The following is a 13,531-nucleotide window of genomic DNA, read 5'->3' as shown; positions in this document are numbered from 1 at the left end:
CGTACGCCTCGCCACTAATCTGCCTGGCGAACGACGATGACAGGAGGCGATAGTGGGAGCGAGACACCGGCGGCCGCGATCGACGACGCAGCAGGCGACGGGTGCCCGTGATCGGGCATTCGTCGGGAGCAGGCGTGCGCCAGGTGCGGCCTCCGCCCACGTCCGGGATCCGTTCGCAGGCATGGAAGGGCCCGAGATCGCGAGGACGGTGTTGTCGTGGGTCGCGGCGGAGCTGCCGGAATCTCCGCGGCGCGCCGGGGAGCTGGCCCGTACGGTGCTCCGACTCTCCGGGCGCATCGGCGATGACGTTCTGAGCACCACGACCGAGGAGTGGCTCGCGTACATCGTCTCGTCTGTAGTGGCGAGTGGCTGGGCACCGACGGACCTGGCGGAGATCGTCCGTCGGCGAGGGACGGACCGACAACTGCCGATCCTGTCGGCGCTGCTCCGGGCCGAGACCGACCGCCATCCCGACGACCAGGTCTCGCCGCTCTGGAATGACGATCTCGATCGGATAGCGCCCCCGCGTACGCCTGACCTCTTGTCGACGTCCGATCTGGAGAACGTATTCGAGCTCGTCACCGTGCTCGTACCGCTCCCGCCGATCGAGCACACGGTCACGCTCGCCGGCTCAGTGGATTCGCGCGAGCGCCACGAGGACTCCGTGTCCAGCTCGAAGCATCTGAACCGCGTCCGTGCACTCCTGGCGAAGGCCGAGTCGACCGAATCCGCGCAGGAGGCCGAGGCGCTGTCTGCGAAGGCGCAAGAGCTGATCAGTCGGTACGCGCTCGATCGTCTACTCGACCGGCCGCTCGACGATGGCGACCGTAGCCGTGTCGACGTTCGCCGTATCTGGATCGACGCGCCGTACGTATCTGCGAAGGCGACCCTGATCCACCAGGTGTGCGTGGCGAATCGGTGCCGTGCGGTGTTCACCGAGAAGCTGGAGTTCATGACCGTGCTCGGCGGGTCGGCCGACGTCGACGCGGTCGAACTGATGACCGCGTCGCTGTTGGTCCAAGCGCAGACGGCGATGCTCGCGCACGGCAGTCGAAGCGACGGGTGGGGCACGTCGCGCACCCGATCGTTTCGGCGCTCGTTCCTGATCGCCTACGCGGGCCGGATCGGCGAGCGTCTCCGCACCGCGACGGACGATGCTGTCGAGGAGACGGGCGAGGCCAAGGCACTGGTACCGGTGCTGAAACGGCAGGCCGCGCAGATCGACGCCGCCTGTGCCGAGTTGTTCCCCCGGTTGGGCAAGACCCGTCGCTCGTCGGTCAGCAATGCCGAGGGCTTGCTGGCCGGTCGGGCGGCTGCCGACCGCGCCAGCCTCAACGCGCACAAGAACGTCACCGCCGGCCCGTGAGCCGCACGTTCGAGCCCTCGATCGGCGAGATCCGGGGCCCAAACGCGCGGCTCAGGGGGCGGTGGACACGCGGAAGGTACGCCGATACGCGCGCGGCGAGACACCGAGCGCGCCATGGAGTTGCGATCGCAGTGACGTCGCCGTACCGAACCCCGCCCGTGCGGCGACGCTCTCGATCGACAGATCGGTCTCTTCGAGCAGCTGTCGGGCCCGGTCGAGTCGGCGCTGGGCGAGCCACTGACCGGGCGAGGTGCCGACCTCCTCCCGGAATCGACGGGTGAAGGTGCGCACGCTCATCGCCTCGCGCTCGGCCAGCTCACGGAGGTTCAACGGCCGGTCGAGGTGCTCGAGGGCCCATCGCCGGGCCTCGGTCGTCGATGACCGCTCCGGCTCGCGCACCGGATAGCTGATGTACTGCGCCTGCCCGCCGTCGCGGTGTGGCGGCACGACGTTCGAGCGGGCGACCGCGTTCGCGACGGCGCTGCCGTGATCGCGCCGGATCATGTGCAGGCACAGGTCGATCCCCGACGCCTCACCAGCCGAGGTCAGCACCTCGCCGTCGTCGGTGTAGAGCACATCGGCATCGAGGCGCACGCGCGGGAACAGTGCGCGGAACCGCTCGGCCGACTGCCAATGCGTCGTGGCCGGGCGGTCATCGAGGAGTCCGGCGGACGCCAGCAGGAAGCTGCCCGTGCAGATCGAGGCGATCCGCGTACCCGGCCGGATGCGCGCGAGGGCGGCGGCGACGTCGGGTCCGATCACCGAACCGTCCGGCCCGTCGTCGAGCTCGTGGGAGGCGGGGACCACGACGGTGTCGGCGGCGGCGATGACCTCGGGCCCATGCTCGATCTCGATGCAGAAGTCGGCATTCGTACGCAGGGCGCCGACCGTCGGCGCGCAGGTGGTGATCTCGTACAGCCGACGGCCGTCGGCGGACTTCGCCGCGCCGAAGATCTGGTGCACGAGCCCGAGCTCGAGTGGCATGACGCCCTGCCGGGCGAGAACGGCGATCCGGTGCATGGCTTGATTCTTTCGATTGTTGGCTATCAGGTCATTGTAGCGCCGGTGTCCAACGGCGAGTCTGGACGCATGAACGTGCTCTGGCTCTACGCCCACCCCGAAGCCCGCTCCCTCAACGGCGCCCTGCGACGCACGGGAATCGAGACCCTCGCCGAGCTCGGCCATGAGGTACGCGAGTCCGACCTGTACGCGATGCGGTGGAACCCGGTCGTCGACTCTGCTGACTTCACCGACCATGCCCCGGGCGAGCGGCTCGTGGTCGGAGCGGCCGCCAAGCATGCGTACGAGACCGACACGCTCAGCGCCGACGTCCGCGGTGAGCTCGACAAGCTCGCCTGGGCGGACGCCATCGTGATCCAGTTCCCGCTGTGGTGGTACGGCATGCCGGCGATCCTCAAGGGCTGGTTCGACCGGGTCTTCGTCAAGGGCCTTGCGTACGGCATCCGACACCCCGAACTCCCCGGTCGTACGCTTCGCTACGGCGAAGGCATGCTCGCGGGCAAGCGCGCAATGGTCGTGCTGTCGGCCGGCAGCGGCGGGTCGGCGTTCGGACCCCGCGGCATCAACGGCCAGCTCGACCAGGCGCTGTTCCCGCTGTTGCACGGCACTCTCTGGTACACCGGGATGGACGTGCTCCCGCCGCTTGCGACCTACGGCGCCGATCGAGTCAGCGACGAGCAGTACGAAGACGCGTCGGCCATGCTCCGCAAACGCCTTGCCGGGCTCGGAACGGATGCCCCGCTCGCGTACCGCAGTCAGAACGGCGGCGACTACGACGACGACCTCGTGCTCCGGCCGGACCACGCGCCGAGCGAGAGCGGGCTCGGCGTGCATCTACACCGATGAGACGCCAGGGCTTGCTCCGTCTTACCACCGAACATCCACCACGGAGCGACGGAGCAGACCAATGGGCAAGATCGTCAACGCGACCTACATGTCCCTCGACGGCGACATCTCGAACATGGAGGACTGGCACTTCGAGTACTTCGGCGACGAGGAGATCAAGGCCGCGCAGGACCAGCTCGCCGAGGCCGATGCGCTGGTCATGGGCCGGGAGACGTACGACGGCTTCTTCCCCGCCTGGAGCTCGCGCGCGGGCGCCGACGACTTCTCCGATCGGATGAACTCGATGAAGAAGTACGTCGTGTCCTCGACACTGACCGATCCCGAGTGGACCAACACGACGGTGATCGGCGACGACGTTGCCGGCGAGATCCGCCGGATCAAACAGGACAACAACCTCCTGCAGTACGGCTTCGGCGACGTGAGCCGGCTGATGGTCACCGAAGGGCTCCTCGACGAGTTCCGGGTCTGGCTGCATCCGGTGCTGTCGGGCAAGGCGACGCCCGACCAGCGGCTCTACCGCGACATGCCGCAGCAGAAGTTCACGGTCACCGACGTCGACCGACACGCCAGCGGGATCGTCATCCTGACGTACACGGTCGCGTAGCTTCCGCGAGTCCTGCCACGTGCCACGAGGCGAACCCTCGTGGCACGTGGCATGCTGTGTGGCCCGAGAAGGGAGCGCCATGAGCACGCCGACTACTCCGCAGGGCGTCACGTCGACCGGGTACGTCTTCCTGGGCACGGCGCTGTGCCTGGTCGGATTCGCGATCACCTTCGCCGGGGTCCTGGGATCCGACGGCTTCGACGCTGCGTCACCGACCGGCGTACTGGGTTGCATCGTCGGCGTTGCGGGCAGCGCGTTGCTGCTCGTCGGCGTCATCGCCAAGGGCGTCGCTCTCGGCATGGAGGAACACCGCCGCTCCCGCTGACCGGTGACCGATGAGTTCTGCAACCGTCGACCGTCTATCCGGCGTGACGAACCACGATGAGCAACCCTGGGCCCGGATTGTGCTCGTCGTCGGCGATCTTGATCTGCCCATCGGAAGCATCGATCGGACGACCCGCTGCGACCTGGCGCTGGTCGACGACCTGCTGCGGTTCCACCTGGCCGCGGGGCGACTCGGGCTGCCGATCCGGCTCGCCGACGTGCACGAGGACCTGCGCGAGCTGCTCGAGATGGTCGGCGTCACGGATCTACTCGACGCCTGAGGCACCGGTCCGCTCGGTCACGCCTCGATGCGCGTCGGCACCCCGAACGTCTCGAACAGCTCGGGATAGATGAAGTTGTGGTGGCCGATGATCTTGCCGCCGGCGACGTCGATGACCTGGATCGCCCACGCGTCCCACACGCCGTCGGCGACCTTGTGGTAATTCGCGAAGCCTTGGGATCCATTGACGTCGACGGGGATGAGCTTGCCGTCGCGGCAGACGCTGCCCTGCCCGAGGAACCAGCCGGCGAAGTCGTCGGGGCCCTCGAGCCAGAGGTCCCACGGCGGCATCGAGAGCACGACGTCCTCGCGCAGCAGGTCGACGAGCGCCTTGATGTCGTACCGCTCGAACGCGTCGACGTACTTGGCGAGCAGCGCGGCCTGATCGGGGTCGCTACTCGCGTCGAGCGGCTCACCCTGCACAGACGCGAGAGTCGCCCGGGCCCTCTGCAGCGCGCTGTTGACCGATGCGACGCTGGTGTCGAGCAGCTCCGCGACCTCGGCCGCCTTCCAGCGCAACACCTCGCACAGGATCAAAACCGACCGCTGTCGCGCCGGCAGATGCTGCAGTGCCGCAACGAACGCGAGCCGGATCGACTCGCGCGCGGTCGCGACGTCGGCAGGGTCGCCGGCGAGGTCGATGACGTGCTCGTCGGGCACGGGCTGGACGAACATGTGCTCGCCGAGCTGCTCGCCGAGCACGGCGTCGGTCGATCCCGCTGGCCCCATCTCCATCGGCCGGGCCCTTCGCTGCGGGCTGCGGATCATGTCGACGCAGACGTTGTTGGCGATCCGGTAGAGCCATGACCGCAGGGACGAACGACCCTCGAAGTCGCCGAACGCTTTCCAGGCCCGAACCATGGTTTCTTGTACGGCGTCCTCGGCCTCTGCGCCGGCGCCGAGCATGCGGTAGCAGAACCCGGTGAGCTCGCGCCGGTGGGTCGCGAATGCCCGGTTGAGATCTTCTTCGGTGACGGGTCCGGTGGGACCGTCGGTCACGACATGGGACGACATGGTGCCGATCGTATAGCGACCTGATGACAATTCGGTCTCGCTCGACGGAACTCCTTCGGTGGCGATGAGTTTCGTACGCAGCTCGCGTCTTCCCGTCGTACGCAACCGAACGAACGAAGGATTGCCCGATGTCCCGCATGCTGTTTGTGAATCTTCCCGTCGCCGACCTCGACAAGTCGGTCGCGTTCTTCACTGCGCTCGGTTTCGAGTTCAACGCCGACTTCACCGACGACAACGCGACCGCGATGGTCGTCAACGAGCAGGCCACCGTGATGCTGCTGGTCCGCGACTTCTTCAGCACCTTCACGGACAAGTCGGTCGCCGACGCGTCCACGAGCGCGCAGGCGATCCTCGCCCTCAGCGCCGACAGCCGAGAGGATGTCGACCAGGTGATCTCGAAGGCGGTCGAGGCCGGTGGCCGCAAGCCTCGCGAGACCAAGGACGAAGGCTTCATGTACGGGGGAGCGTTCGAGGATCTCGATGGCCACGAGTGGGAGGTCATGTGGATGGACCCGAGCGCCATGCAGGGCTGAAGCGCACTGCAGGCAGGGCCTCGGCGGGTGCGAGAATCGGCGGATGATCCGTCGGACGATCGCACTCGTCGGGGCTTTCGCATGCGCGAGCGCGTTGCTCGCCGCGCCACCGGCCCACGCCGCGGCGCCGGAGGCCGGTGTGAATCGGGCCTTCGTACGGGTCAACCAGGTCGGCTACCTGCCGCACGAGCCGAAGGTCGCGTACGCGATGACCCGGCGCTCCGCGCCCCACGCGAGGTACGTGGTCGTACGCCGGGGAGAGGTCGTGCGCCGTGGCCGACTCGGCAAGGACGTCGGGCGCTGGAGCAAGCGGTGGCGCCACGTGTACCGAATCCGCCTGGGCGGGCTGCAGCGACGAGGCACGTACCGGATCGTTGTGCGTGGGAGCGCCAACGGTCGCTCGCCAGGGTTTCGGATCGCGCCCGGTCGCCGGTTGTACCGGCCGCTGCGCCGTCACGCCGTCATGTTCTTCCGCACGCAGCGCGACGGGTCCAACGTGCCGAGCGGGCAGTTGCACCGCAGGCCCAGCCATCTCGCTGACCGTCGTGCGGGTACGTACGCCAAGCCGCGATATCGCCACGGGCGACTCGTCGGCAGGCCGCGCAAGATCGCCGGGCCGGTCGATGTGAGCGGCGGCTGGTTCGATGCCGGTGACTATCTCAAGTTCGTCGAGACGTCGACGTACGCCGATGCGCTGCTGCTCGTCGCGGCGCGCAAGACCCCGGGAGACAAGCGGCTGCGCCGGGAGGCGATGTACGGGCTGCGATGGCTCGACAAGATGTGGCGCGACCGGACGAAGACGCTGCTGTACCAGGTCGGCATCGGCGACGGCGGCAAGTCGGTCGTCGGTGACCACGATCTGTGGCGGCTTCCGCAGCGCGACGATCGGCTGCGCGTACGTCGGGGCGACCCGAAATTCTTCATCAAGCACCGGCCGGCGTTCCGCGCGGGCAAACCGGGTGCCCGGATCAGCCCCAACCTGGCCGGCCGGCTGGCTGCCGTCTTCGCGCTCGGCGCACAGTTGGAGGCACGCAAACACCCCGACCGTGCCCGCGCACTGCTGCGCAAGGCGCGGACGGTGCTCCACCTCGCGCGTACGAAGAACGCGGGCCGCCTGCTCACGACGTCGCCGCACTCGTACTACGAGGAGGACGAGTGGCGCGACGACATGGAGCTCGGCGCAACGGAGATCGCGGTCGCCACGCGCAAGCTCGGCCGGCCGCACGTACGACGCGACCTGAGGCGTGCGGCGCGGTGGGCGCGCGCGTACGTGCGTGGTCCGCATCACGGCTGGTACACCCTCGCGCGTGACGACAACAGCGCGATCGCGCACGCCGACCTCGCCCGCGCATTGTCTAGGCGCGGTGGTCGGGGGGCTCGCTGTTTCGAGGCGGGTGCTCGTACGCGACCTACGCTTCCAGCTGCGCGTCGCCAAGCGTAGGTACGCCCAACCGCTCGGATACGGCGGAGACGAGGATCCTGGCTCCGACTTCGCGCTCGGCGTCGCGGTCACCGAACGCCTCTACAGAAACCTCAGCCACGACCGTACGTACAAGCGCTTCGCCACCGGCATGCGCGACTGGGTACTCGGTGCCAACGCCTGGGGCGCATCCTTCGTTGTCGGCGCCGGCGAGAGGTTCCCGCGCTGCCCGCACCACCAGGTAGCCAACCTCGTCGGCTCCCGCAACGGCAAGCACCCGCGACTCGTCGGCGCCGTGAGCAACGGCCCGGCCGAGCGGTCCGAGTTCCAAGGGATCGGCAAACCGGGAGCGTACGCTCGCCGCTGCCCGAGGGGCCGGGGCAACCCGTTCGCCCGCTTCGACGGGAGAGGTGCGCGTTACCTCGACGACGCACGCGCGTGGGCGGCGACGGAGCCCGCGATCGACTATGTGGCGGTTTCGGCGCTTGCGTTCGCGCTCGACGCCAGGTGACTGCGCGACTGGTGGAAGGTCGCGAGGCTGATCGCGAACTCCTTGCACAGCGGGGTGTGTCGTTCGCGTGACCACGCCACATGCAGGTCGAACGACATCCGCTCGCCGGTGGCGGTGACCACCGGACGGGTCGCTACGTGCACGCCGGGCCCGCGCGTACACCCTGCTTGCCTGCAGCGTAGTGCCGCTGATGCTCGTCGGCCTTATCTGGAAGCGCGATCGCCGGGCCCGGTTCACGATGGGGGCGAAGAACAGCAACGTCACGGTTTGGGGCTCGCGTACGGCGCTCGTGGCCGGCGCGATCTCTGGGCTGCTGTTCGGCCTGTACGCCGGCTTCGGCATCGCGGTCGGTTGCGCCGTGATCGGGTCGCTGCTCACCCGGCCCCGCGCGGAGGTGCCCGCGCCCGCGGGTTGATGCGCTTGTACGTCGTACGGTTGCTGGCATGCCGCGCGCATCTCACGAGTCCGTCGCCCCGGGCGTCTTCAGGGCATGACCGAACCGTTCGAGCAGATCGTCGCCGAGCACGGGCCGACCGTGCTTCGGGTCGCCCGCGCCGTACTCGGCCCTGACGATGCCGACGACGCGTGGACCGAGACGTTCATCGCCGCGATGCGCGCGTACCCCGACCTGCCCGAGGGCAGCAACGTAGAGGCGTGGCTGGTGACGATCGCCAAACGCAAGGCGATCGACCAACATCGCACGCGTACGCGCAACCCGGTGCCCGTCGAGGTCCTTCCGGTAGCCGATAGCGCCGAGCTGTCGGCTACCGACCCGGATCCGGCCGAGCGCGACGACGAGCTGTGGGGGGCGCTCGCCGGGCTGCCGCGTAAGCAGCGCGAGGCGATCGCGTACCACTACGTCGTCGGCATGCCCTACGCCGAGATTGCGACGCTTCTCGGCAACACCGAGTCGGCCGCCCGCCGCGCGGCCGCCGACGGGATGAAAACCCTGCGCGCGACCTACGCGCGCGAGCGGCGAGACCTAGAGCAAGGAGCATCCTCATGAACACCGACGACATGCTCGCCGCGCTGTCGCGTGGCGAGGACGAAACCCTCCGGCGACTGCACGCACGGCTTGCCGACGCGGCTGCTGCGGACGGCCTTCTGGACGTCGCCTACCGGACGATCGACTCGCCCGTCGGGCGGCTTCTGGTGGCCGCCACCGAACGCGGACTCGTCCGCGTCGCGTACGTCGATCAGGGAAGTGACGCGGTGCTCGGCGAGCTGGCCGAACGAGTCAGCCCGCGGGTGCTCGAGCGGCCGGCGAGTCTCGACACCGTTGCCCGCGAGCTCGACGAGTACTTCGGCCGAGTCCGTACGGTCTTCGACCTGCCGCTCGACCTGAGTCTCGCGACCGGGTTCCGCCGCAACGTGATCACGCATCTGCCGGACATCACCTACGGCTCGACTGCGACGTACGCCGACGTGGCGCGGCTCGTCGAGAACCCGAAGGCGGTTCGCGCCGTCGGCACCGCCTGCGCGACGAACCCGCTGCCCGTCGTGGTGCCGTGCCACCGGGTCGTACGCTCCGACGGGACCGCCGGACAGTACGTCGGCGGTGCCGAGGCGAAGCGGACGCTGCTCGACCTCGAAGCCGCCGCGTGAGCCTGCTGCCGCGTACGCGGTCCGAGATCGTCCCCGGAGCAGTGCACGTACCGGAGTGGCTCGACGTCGATGCGCAACGCGAGCTGGTCGACGCCTGCCGTGACTGGGCACGAGGCCCGGCGCCGATGCGTGCCGCAATGACGCCGGGTGGCGGGCAGATGAGCGTGCAGACGGTCTGTCTCGGCTGGCACTGGCGGCCGTACCGCTACTCCCGGACCGCCGACGACGTCGACGGGGCGCCGGTGACGCCGTTCCCGGACTGGCTCGGCGACCTCGGGCGCCGTGCCGTTGCGGAGGCTTACGGAGACGAGGCGGCCGGCACCGCGTACCGGCCCGACATCGCCCTGGTGAACTACTACGACGACGCCGCCCGGATGGGCATGCACCAGGACAAGGACGAGGAGTCGACGGCGCCGGTCGTGTCGCTCAGCATCGGGGACGCGTGCGTCTTCCGGTTCGGCAACACCGAGAACCGCAACCGGCCGTGGACCGACATCGAGCTGTGCTCCGGCGACCTGTTCGTGTTCGGCGGGCCCGCGCGCTTCGCGTACCACGGCGTTCAGAAGGTTCGCCCGGGCAGCTGCCTGGCGGACAACGGGCTCTCGTCGGGGCGCCTGAACATCACCGTGCGCGAGTCCGGCTTCCGCTGAGTCGACGGTCCCGTAGTGGTGAGTCGTCTATGCTGCATCGCCGAGCCGTCAATCGTGCACCGGCGAGCCGTCAATCGTGCACCGGCGGGCGACCCGGCTCAGCGCGCGGCGAGTGCCTCGTCGGCCGCTCGCTCACCGGCGGTGAGGGCCCCGTCCATGTACCCGTTCCATACGGTCGCGGTCTCGGTGCCTGCCCAGTGGACCCGGCCGACCGGCTCGCGGATCGCGCGGCCGTGCCCAGTCCATCCACCCGGCGGCAGGAATCCTCCGTAGCAGCCTCGCGTCCACTCCTCCTCGGCCCAGCTGCGTTCGATGTACGTCTTGGGCTTCGCTGCGCGTGGGCCGAACATGCGGGTGAAGCAGTCGAGGACCTGCTCGCGGCGCTCCGCTAGCGGAAGCTGTCCGAGGGTCCGGGCCTGGTTGCCCTCGAGGAACCCGAGGAGTACGCCGCGGCCGTCACCGGGCACCGAGTTGTCGAAGCAGACCTTGACCGGTCCGGTCGCGCTCGTCACCTGGCCGGAGAGGCCGTCCTCGCGCCAGAACGGCTCCGGATACACCGCCATCGTCTTGATCACGGTGCCCTGGGCGTACCGCTGACAGAGTTGGTCGCGGATCCCCGGCAGCGGCGGGTCGTACGCGATCCGGTTGGTCAGCGTCGGTGGCAGTGCCACGACCACGTGCGCCGCCCGCACGCGGTGGCGATCCGACGTCACGGCGACGCCGGTCGAATGCTGCTCGATGCGGCGTACCGGCGAACTCAGTACGACTTGCTCACCCAGGTCTTCGGCCATGCGTTCGGCGATGCGTTGCGAGCCGTCGGTCACTCGCCACTTCTGCGCCCCGGCATCGGTCGAGATCAGCCGGTCCAGACCACCGCCGGATGCGTTGTAGAACAAGAAATGCAACAGCGACAGGTCGGCCGGATGGACCGCCCACACCGCCTCGCACACGAGAGTGCAGAACGCCCGACCCCCTGCGGTACGTACGTTGCGGTGCATCCACGACGCGAATGTCTCGCGATCCCACTGCTCGGCGTTCCGAGCTTCCCAGGGACGCTCGAGCGGCACGGTACGGCTCATCCGGTCGAGCCGGAACTGCGCCTGCGCGATGTCCGCGAGCACGACGGGGTTCAGTCGCGGCACCTCGCCGCGATACCGACGGATGCGCCCGTTCATCTCGAACAGCTTGTCGCCCTCGTCGTACGTGGCGTACGTGGACAGGCCGAGCTCGTCGATCACGGCGAGCACGCGGTCCTGAGTCGGGCCGACCCATTGCCCGCCGACCTCGACAACGGCGCCGCCTCCTATCGGCTCGTTCAGCAGCCGACCGCCTACCCGGTCGCGCGCCTCGAGTACGACCACCGACCTGCCGTACGCGACCAGCCGCCTCGCCGCAGCCAGTCCGGACAGACCGGCGCCGACGACGGCGATGTCGGCCTCGAGTTCGCTCTGTTGGGCCATGTCGCTCCTCGCGCGGGTGGGGAGTTTGGTGCGTATTGCACCATCGAAGCACGGTGCAGTGGTGAAATACGCACCAAACTCTTCAAAGGAGGGCCCATGGACACGATGCCGGCCGCGTACATCGAGTCTCTCGGCCCGCCCGAGTCGATCCGGTTCGGCGAGCTGCCCGTGCCGCGACCGGGTCCGACCGACGTACTCGTCGAGGTCGAGGCGACGACTGTCGATCCGGTCGACACACTCGTGCGGTCGGGTGTGTACCCGACACCGACGCCGTTCCCGTTCGTGATCGGCCGTGACCTGGCCGGCACGGTCGTGGCGGCGGGTGCGGGCACGGGCTTCACCATCGGCGACCAGGTCTGGTGCAACAGCCTCGGGCACGGTGGTCGGCAGGGAACGTTCGCGAAGTACGCGGTCGTGCCCGAGTCGCGGCTGTACCGACTGCCTGCGGGCGTCGAGCCGACAGCAGCGGTCTCGGTCGCACACCCGGCGGCGACCGCGTACCTGGGCTGGTTCGTCCACGCCGGTCTCCGCGCCGGCCAGACGGTGTACGTGGGAGGCGCGGCCGGGAACGTCGGCCGAGCAGCGCTCGCGATGGCGACGTACGCCGGCGCGCGGGTCGTTGCCAGCGCCCGGCCGGACGACCACGACTGGTGCCTCGCCGCGGGGGCCGACAAAGTGCTCGACTATCGCGACCCGGATCTGGGCGCCACCCTCGCGGTCGCGGCGCCGTCGGGGTTCGACGTCTTCTGGGACACCTCGGGACGGCAGGACGTAGCCATGGCCAGTGGAGCGGTGGCGATCGGTGGACGGGTGCTGATGTCGGCGGCCGGTGCCGGCGACCAGCGGCTGCCCGCGCGCGGGTTCTACACCCGCGACGTCTCCCTGCACGGGTTCGTCATCAGCCGCGCATCCGTACCCCACCTCGCCGCCGCGGCGGCGATGATCAACGACCTGCTCAGTCGCGACCTGCTGGACGTACGAATCGCCGACGAGCTTCCGCTGACGGACGCGGCGGCCGCCCATGCCCGGATCGAGGCGGGAGACGTACGCGGGCGGCTCATCGTCCGACCGTGACTGTCGGTCCCTTGATGCATGATCGCCGCATGACTCAGCTCGGCGCCATCTTCTTGCCCCAGAACCCACCTGAGCGACTGCGCGAGGTCGTACGCGCGGCCGATGACTCCGGGCTCGATGAGCTCTGGCTGTGGGAAGACTGCTTCTTCGAGAGCGGCATTGCGACCGCCACCGCGGCGCTCGCGTGGTCGCAGCGGGTGCGCATCGGGGTGGGCTTGTTGCCTGTGCCGTTGCGCAACGTCGCGATCACGGCGATGGAGATCGCGACGATCGACAGGCTGTTTCCGGGCCGGCTACTCGCGGGGATCGGCCATGGCGTCCAACCCTGGATGCGCCAGGTCGGAGCCGACGTCGAGTCGCCGGTCACCCTGCTGCGCGAGTACGCGACCGCGCTCCGCGCGTTGCTGCACGGAGAGGAGGTCACGACCGAAGGCCGCTACGTACGACTCGACAAGGTCGCGCTCGACTGGCCGCCGTCGCCGCCACCGCTGCTGCTCGCCGGTGCGACCGGTCCACGCTCCGTGCGGTTGTGTGGCGAGGTGGCCGACGGCGTCATCTTGACCGCGAGCACGACGGTCGACGGCGTGCGTGAGGCGGGCAGTCTGATCGACGACGGTCGTCGCCGTGCCGGCCGCGACGCTGCGCCGCCCGTCACCGTCTACATGACGGCCCGGTCAGGTGCCGCCGCGGCGGCAGCCGAAGGCGTACGCGCAATGGTCGACGCGGGCGCCGACAAGGTCGTCTTGGAGCCGACCGCCGACGAAGATCCGGTCGCGTACGTACGCTTCGTCGCCGAGGAGGTCGCGCCCCTCACCGCGTGAGGT

17 protein-coding genes are annotated in these 13,531 nt (G+C 69.2%); 14 read left to right on the top strand and 3 right to left on the bottom strand.

The annotated features are described in order from the left end of the window. Positions 1-181: 181 nt before the first annotated feature. A complete protein-coding gene (locus L0C25_RS09350) occupies positions 182-1,366 on the top strand; it encodes a DUF2786 domain-containing protein (protein WP_271636215.1) in 1,185 nt (394 codons plus the stop codon). 51 nt (positions 1,367-1,417) lie between these two features. Here the strand turns inward: L0C25_RS09350 and L0C25_RS09345 are convergent, their stop codons facing one another. Further along, positions 1,418-2,386 carry a GlxA family transcriptional regulator gene (locus L0C25_RS09345; protein ID WP_271636214.1) on the bottom strand — a complete coding sequence of 323 codons (969 nt, stop codon included), beginning with the start codon at positions 2,384-2,386 and terminating at the stop codon, positions 1,418-1,420. A gap of 69 nt (positions 2,387-2,455) precedes the next feature. Here L0C25_RS09345 and L0C25_RS09340 point away from each other — a divergent pair, with 69 nt between their 5' ends. The 4 genes from L0C25_RS09340 (at position 2,456) to L0C25_RS09325 (ending at position 4,441) form a co-directional block, all read left to right on the top strand. Next, entirely contained in the window at positions 2,456-3,232 is a 777-nt protein-coding gene (locus L0C25_RS09340; protein ID WP_271636213.1) for an NAD(P)H-dependent oxidoreductase, read from the top strand. A gap of 61 nt (positions 3,233-3,293) precedes the next feature. Then, a complete protein-coding gene (locus L0C25_RS09335; protein WP_271636212.1) occupies positions 3,294-3,836 on the top strand; it encodes a dihydrofolate reductase family protein in 543 nt (180 codons plus the stop codon). A 79-nt stretch (positions 3,837-3,915) separates the two neighbouring features. After that, positions 3,916-4,161, top strand: a complete 246-nt coding sequence (locus tag L0C25_RS09330; protein WP_271636211.1) for a hypothetical protein — start codon at positions 3,916-3,918, stop codon at positions 4,159-4,161. A gap of 10 nt (positions 4,162-4,171) precedes the next feature. Beyond that, positions 4,172-4,441, top strand: coding sequence for a hypothetical protein (locus tag L0C25_RS09325; protein ID WP_271636210.1), 270 nt, complete (start codon positions 4,172-4,174; stop codon positions 4,439-4,441). A gap of 17 nt (positions 4,442-4,458) precedes the next feature. Here L0C25_RS09325 and L0C25_RS09320 read toward each other — a convergent pair whose 3' ends face one another. Next, positions 4,459-5,454 carry a sigma-70 family RNA polymerase sigma factor gene (locus L0C25_RS09320; protein WP_271636209.1) on the bottom strand — a complete coding sequence of 332 codons (996 nt, stop codon included), beginning with the start codon at positions 5,452-5,454 and terminating at the stop codon, positions 4,459-4,461. 128 nt (positions 5,455-5,582) lie between these two features. On the opposite strand from L0C25_RS09320, the gene L0C25_RS09315 reads away from it, so the two are divergent. From L0C25_RS09315 to L0C25_RS09285, 7 genes are all read left to right on the top strand, one after another. Next, complete coding sequence (locus tag L0C25_RS09315; protein WP_271636208.1) at positions 5,583-5,987, top strand: VOC family protein; 405 nt, start codon at positions 5,583-5,585, stop codon at positions 5,985-5,987. 43 nt (positions 5,988-6,030) lie between these two features. Further along, complete coding sequence (locus L0C25_RS09310; protein WP_271636207.1) at positions 6,031-7,428, top strand: glycoside hydrolase family 9 protein; 1,398 nt, start codon at positions 6,031-6,033, stop codon at positions 7,426-7,428. Next, the gene (locus tag L0C25_RS09305; protein WP_271636206.1) at positions 7,382-7,918 is read left to right on the top strand and encodes a glycoside hydrolase family 9 protein; all 537 of its coding nucleotides are present in this window, start codon (positions 7,382-7,384) and stop codon (positions 7,916-7,918) included. The genes L0C25_RS09310 and L0C25_RS09305 overlap by 47 nt, the downstream gene beginning before the upstream one ends. A gap of 190 nt (positions 7,919-8,108) precedes the next feature. Further along, on the top strand, positions 8,109-8,333 hold the full coding sequence (locus tag L0C25_RS09300; RefSeq protein WP_271636205.1) for a hypothetical protein: 225 nt from the start codon (positions 8,109-8,111) through the stop codon (positions 8,331-8,333). A gap of 75 nt (positions 8,334-8,408) precedes the next feature. Further along, a complete protein-coding gene (locus tag L0C25_RS09295) occupies positions 8,409-8,924 on the top strand; it encodes an RNA polymerase sigma factor (protein WP_271636204.1) in 516 nt (171 codons plus the stop codon). Continuing rightward, on the top strand, positions 8,921-9,523 hold the full coding sequence (locus L0C25_RS09290) for a methylated-DNA--[protein]-cysteine S-methyltransferase (RefSeq protein ID WP_271636202.1): 603 nt from the start codon (positions 8,921-8,923) through the stop codon (positions 9,521-9,523). Before L0C25_RS09295 ends, L0C25_RS09290 begins: the two co-directional genes overlap by 4 nt. Beyond that, on the top strand, positions 9,520-10,173 hold the full coding sequence (locus L0C25_RS09285) for an alpha-ketoglutarate-dependent dioxygenase AlkB family protein (RefSeq protein WP_271636201.1): 654 nt from the start codon (positions 9,520-9,522) through the stop codon (positions 10,171-10,173). Before L0C25_RS09290 ends, L0C25_RS09285 begins: the two co-directional genes overlap by 4 nt. A 98-nt stretch (positions 10,174-10,271) precedes the next feature. On the opposite strand, the gene L0C25_RS09280 is transcribed toward L0C25_RS09285, so the two are convergent. Beyond that, positions 10,272-11,633 carry a flavin monoamine oxidase family protein gene (locus L0C25_RS09280; RefSeq protein ID WP_271636200.1) on the bottom strand — a complete coding sequence of 454 codons (1,362 nt, stop codon included), beginning with the start codon at positions 11,631-11,633 and terminating at the stop codon, positions 10,272-10,274. 96 nt (positions 11,634-11,729) lie between these two features. Between L0C25_RS09280 and L0C25_RS09275 the strand changes: the two genes are divergently transcribed. Continuing rightward, entirely contained in the window at positions 11,730-12,707 is a 978-nt protein-coding gene (locus L0C25_RS09275; protein ID WP_271636198.1) for an NADPH:quinone reductase, read from the top strand. Between the two features lie 29 nt (positions 12,708-12,736). Further along, positions 12,737-13,528 carry an LLM class flavin-dependent oxidoreductase gene (locus L0C25_RS09270; RefSeq protein ID WP_271636197.1) on the top strand — a complete coding sequence of 264 codons (792 nt, stop codon included), beginning with the start codon at positions 12,737-12,739 and terminating at the stop codon, positions 13,526-13,528. Positions 13,529-13,531 lie beyond the last annotated feature (3 nt).

It is taken from the genome of Solicola gregarius, assembly GCF_025790165.1.
GTDB classification, from domain to species: Bacteria; Actinomycetota; Actinomycetes; order Propionibacteriales; family Nocardioidaceae; genus Solicola; species Solicola gregarius.
Note: the sequence above shows the minus strand (reverse complement) of the source record. Positions and strands in the feature narration are given on the sequence as shown.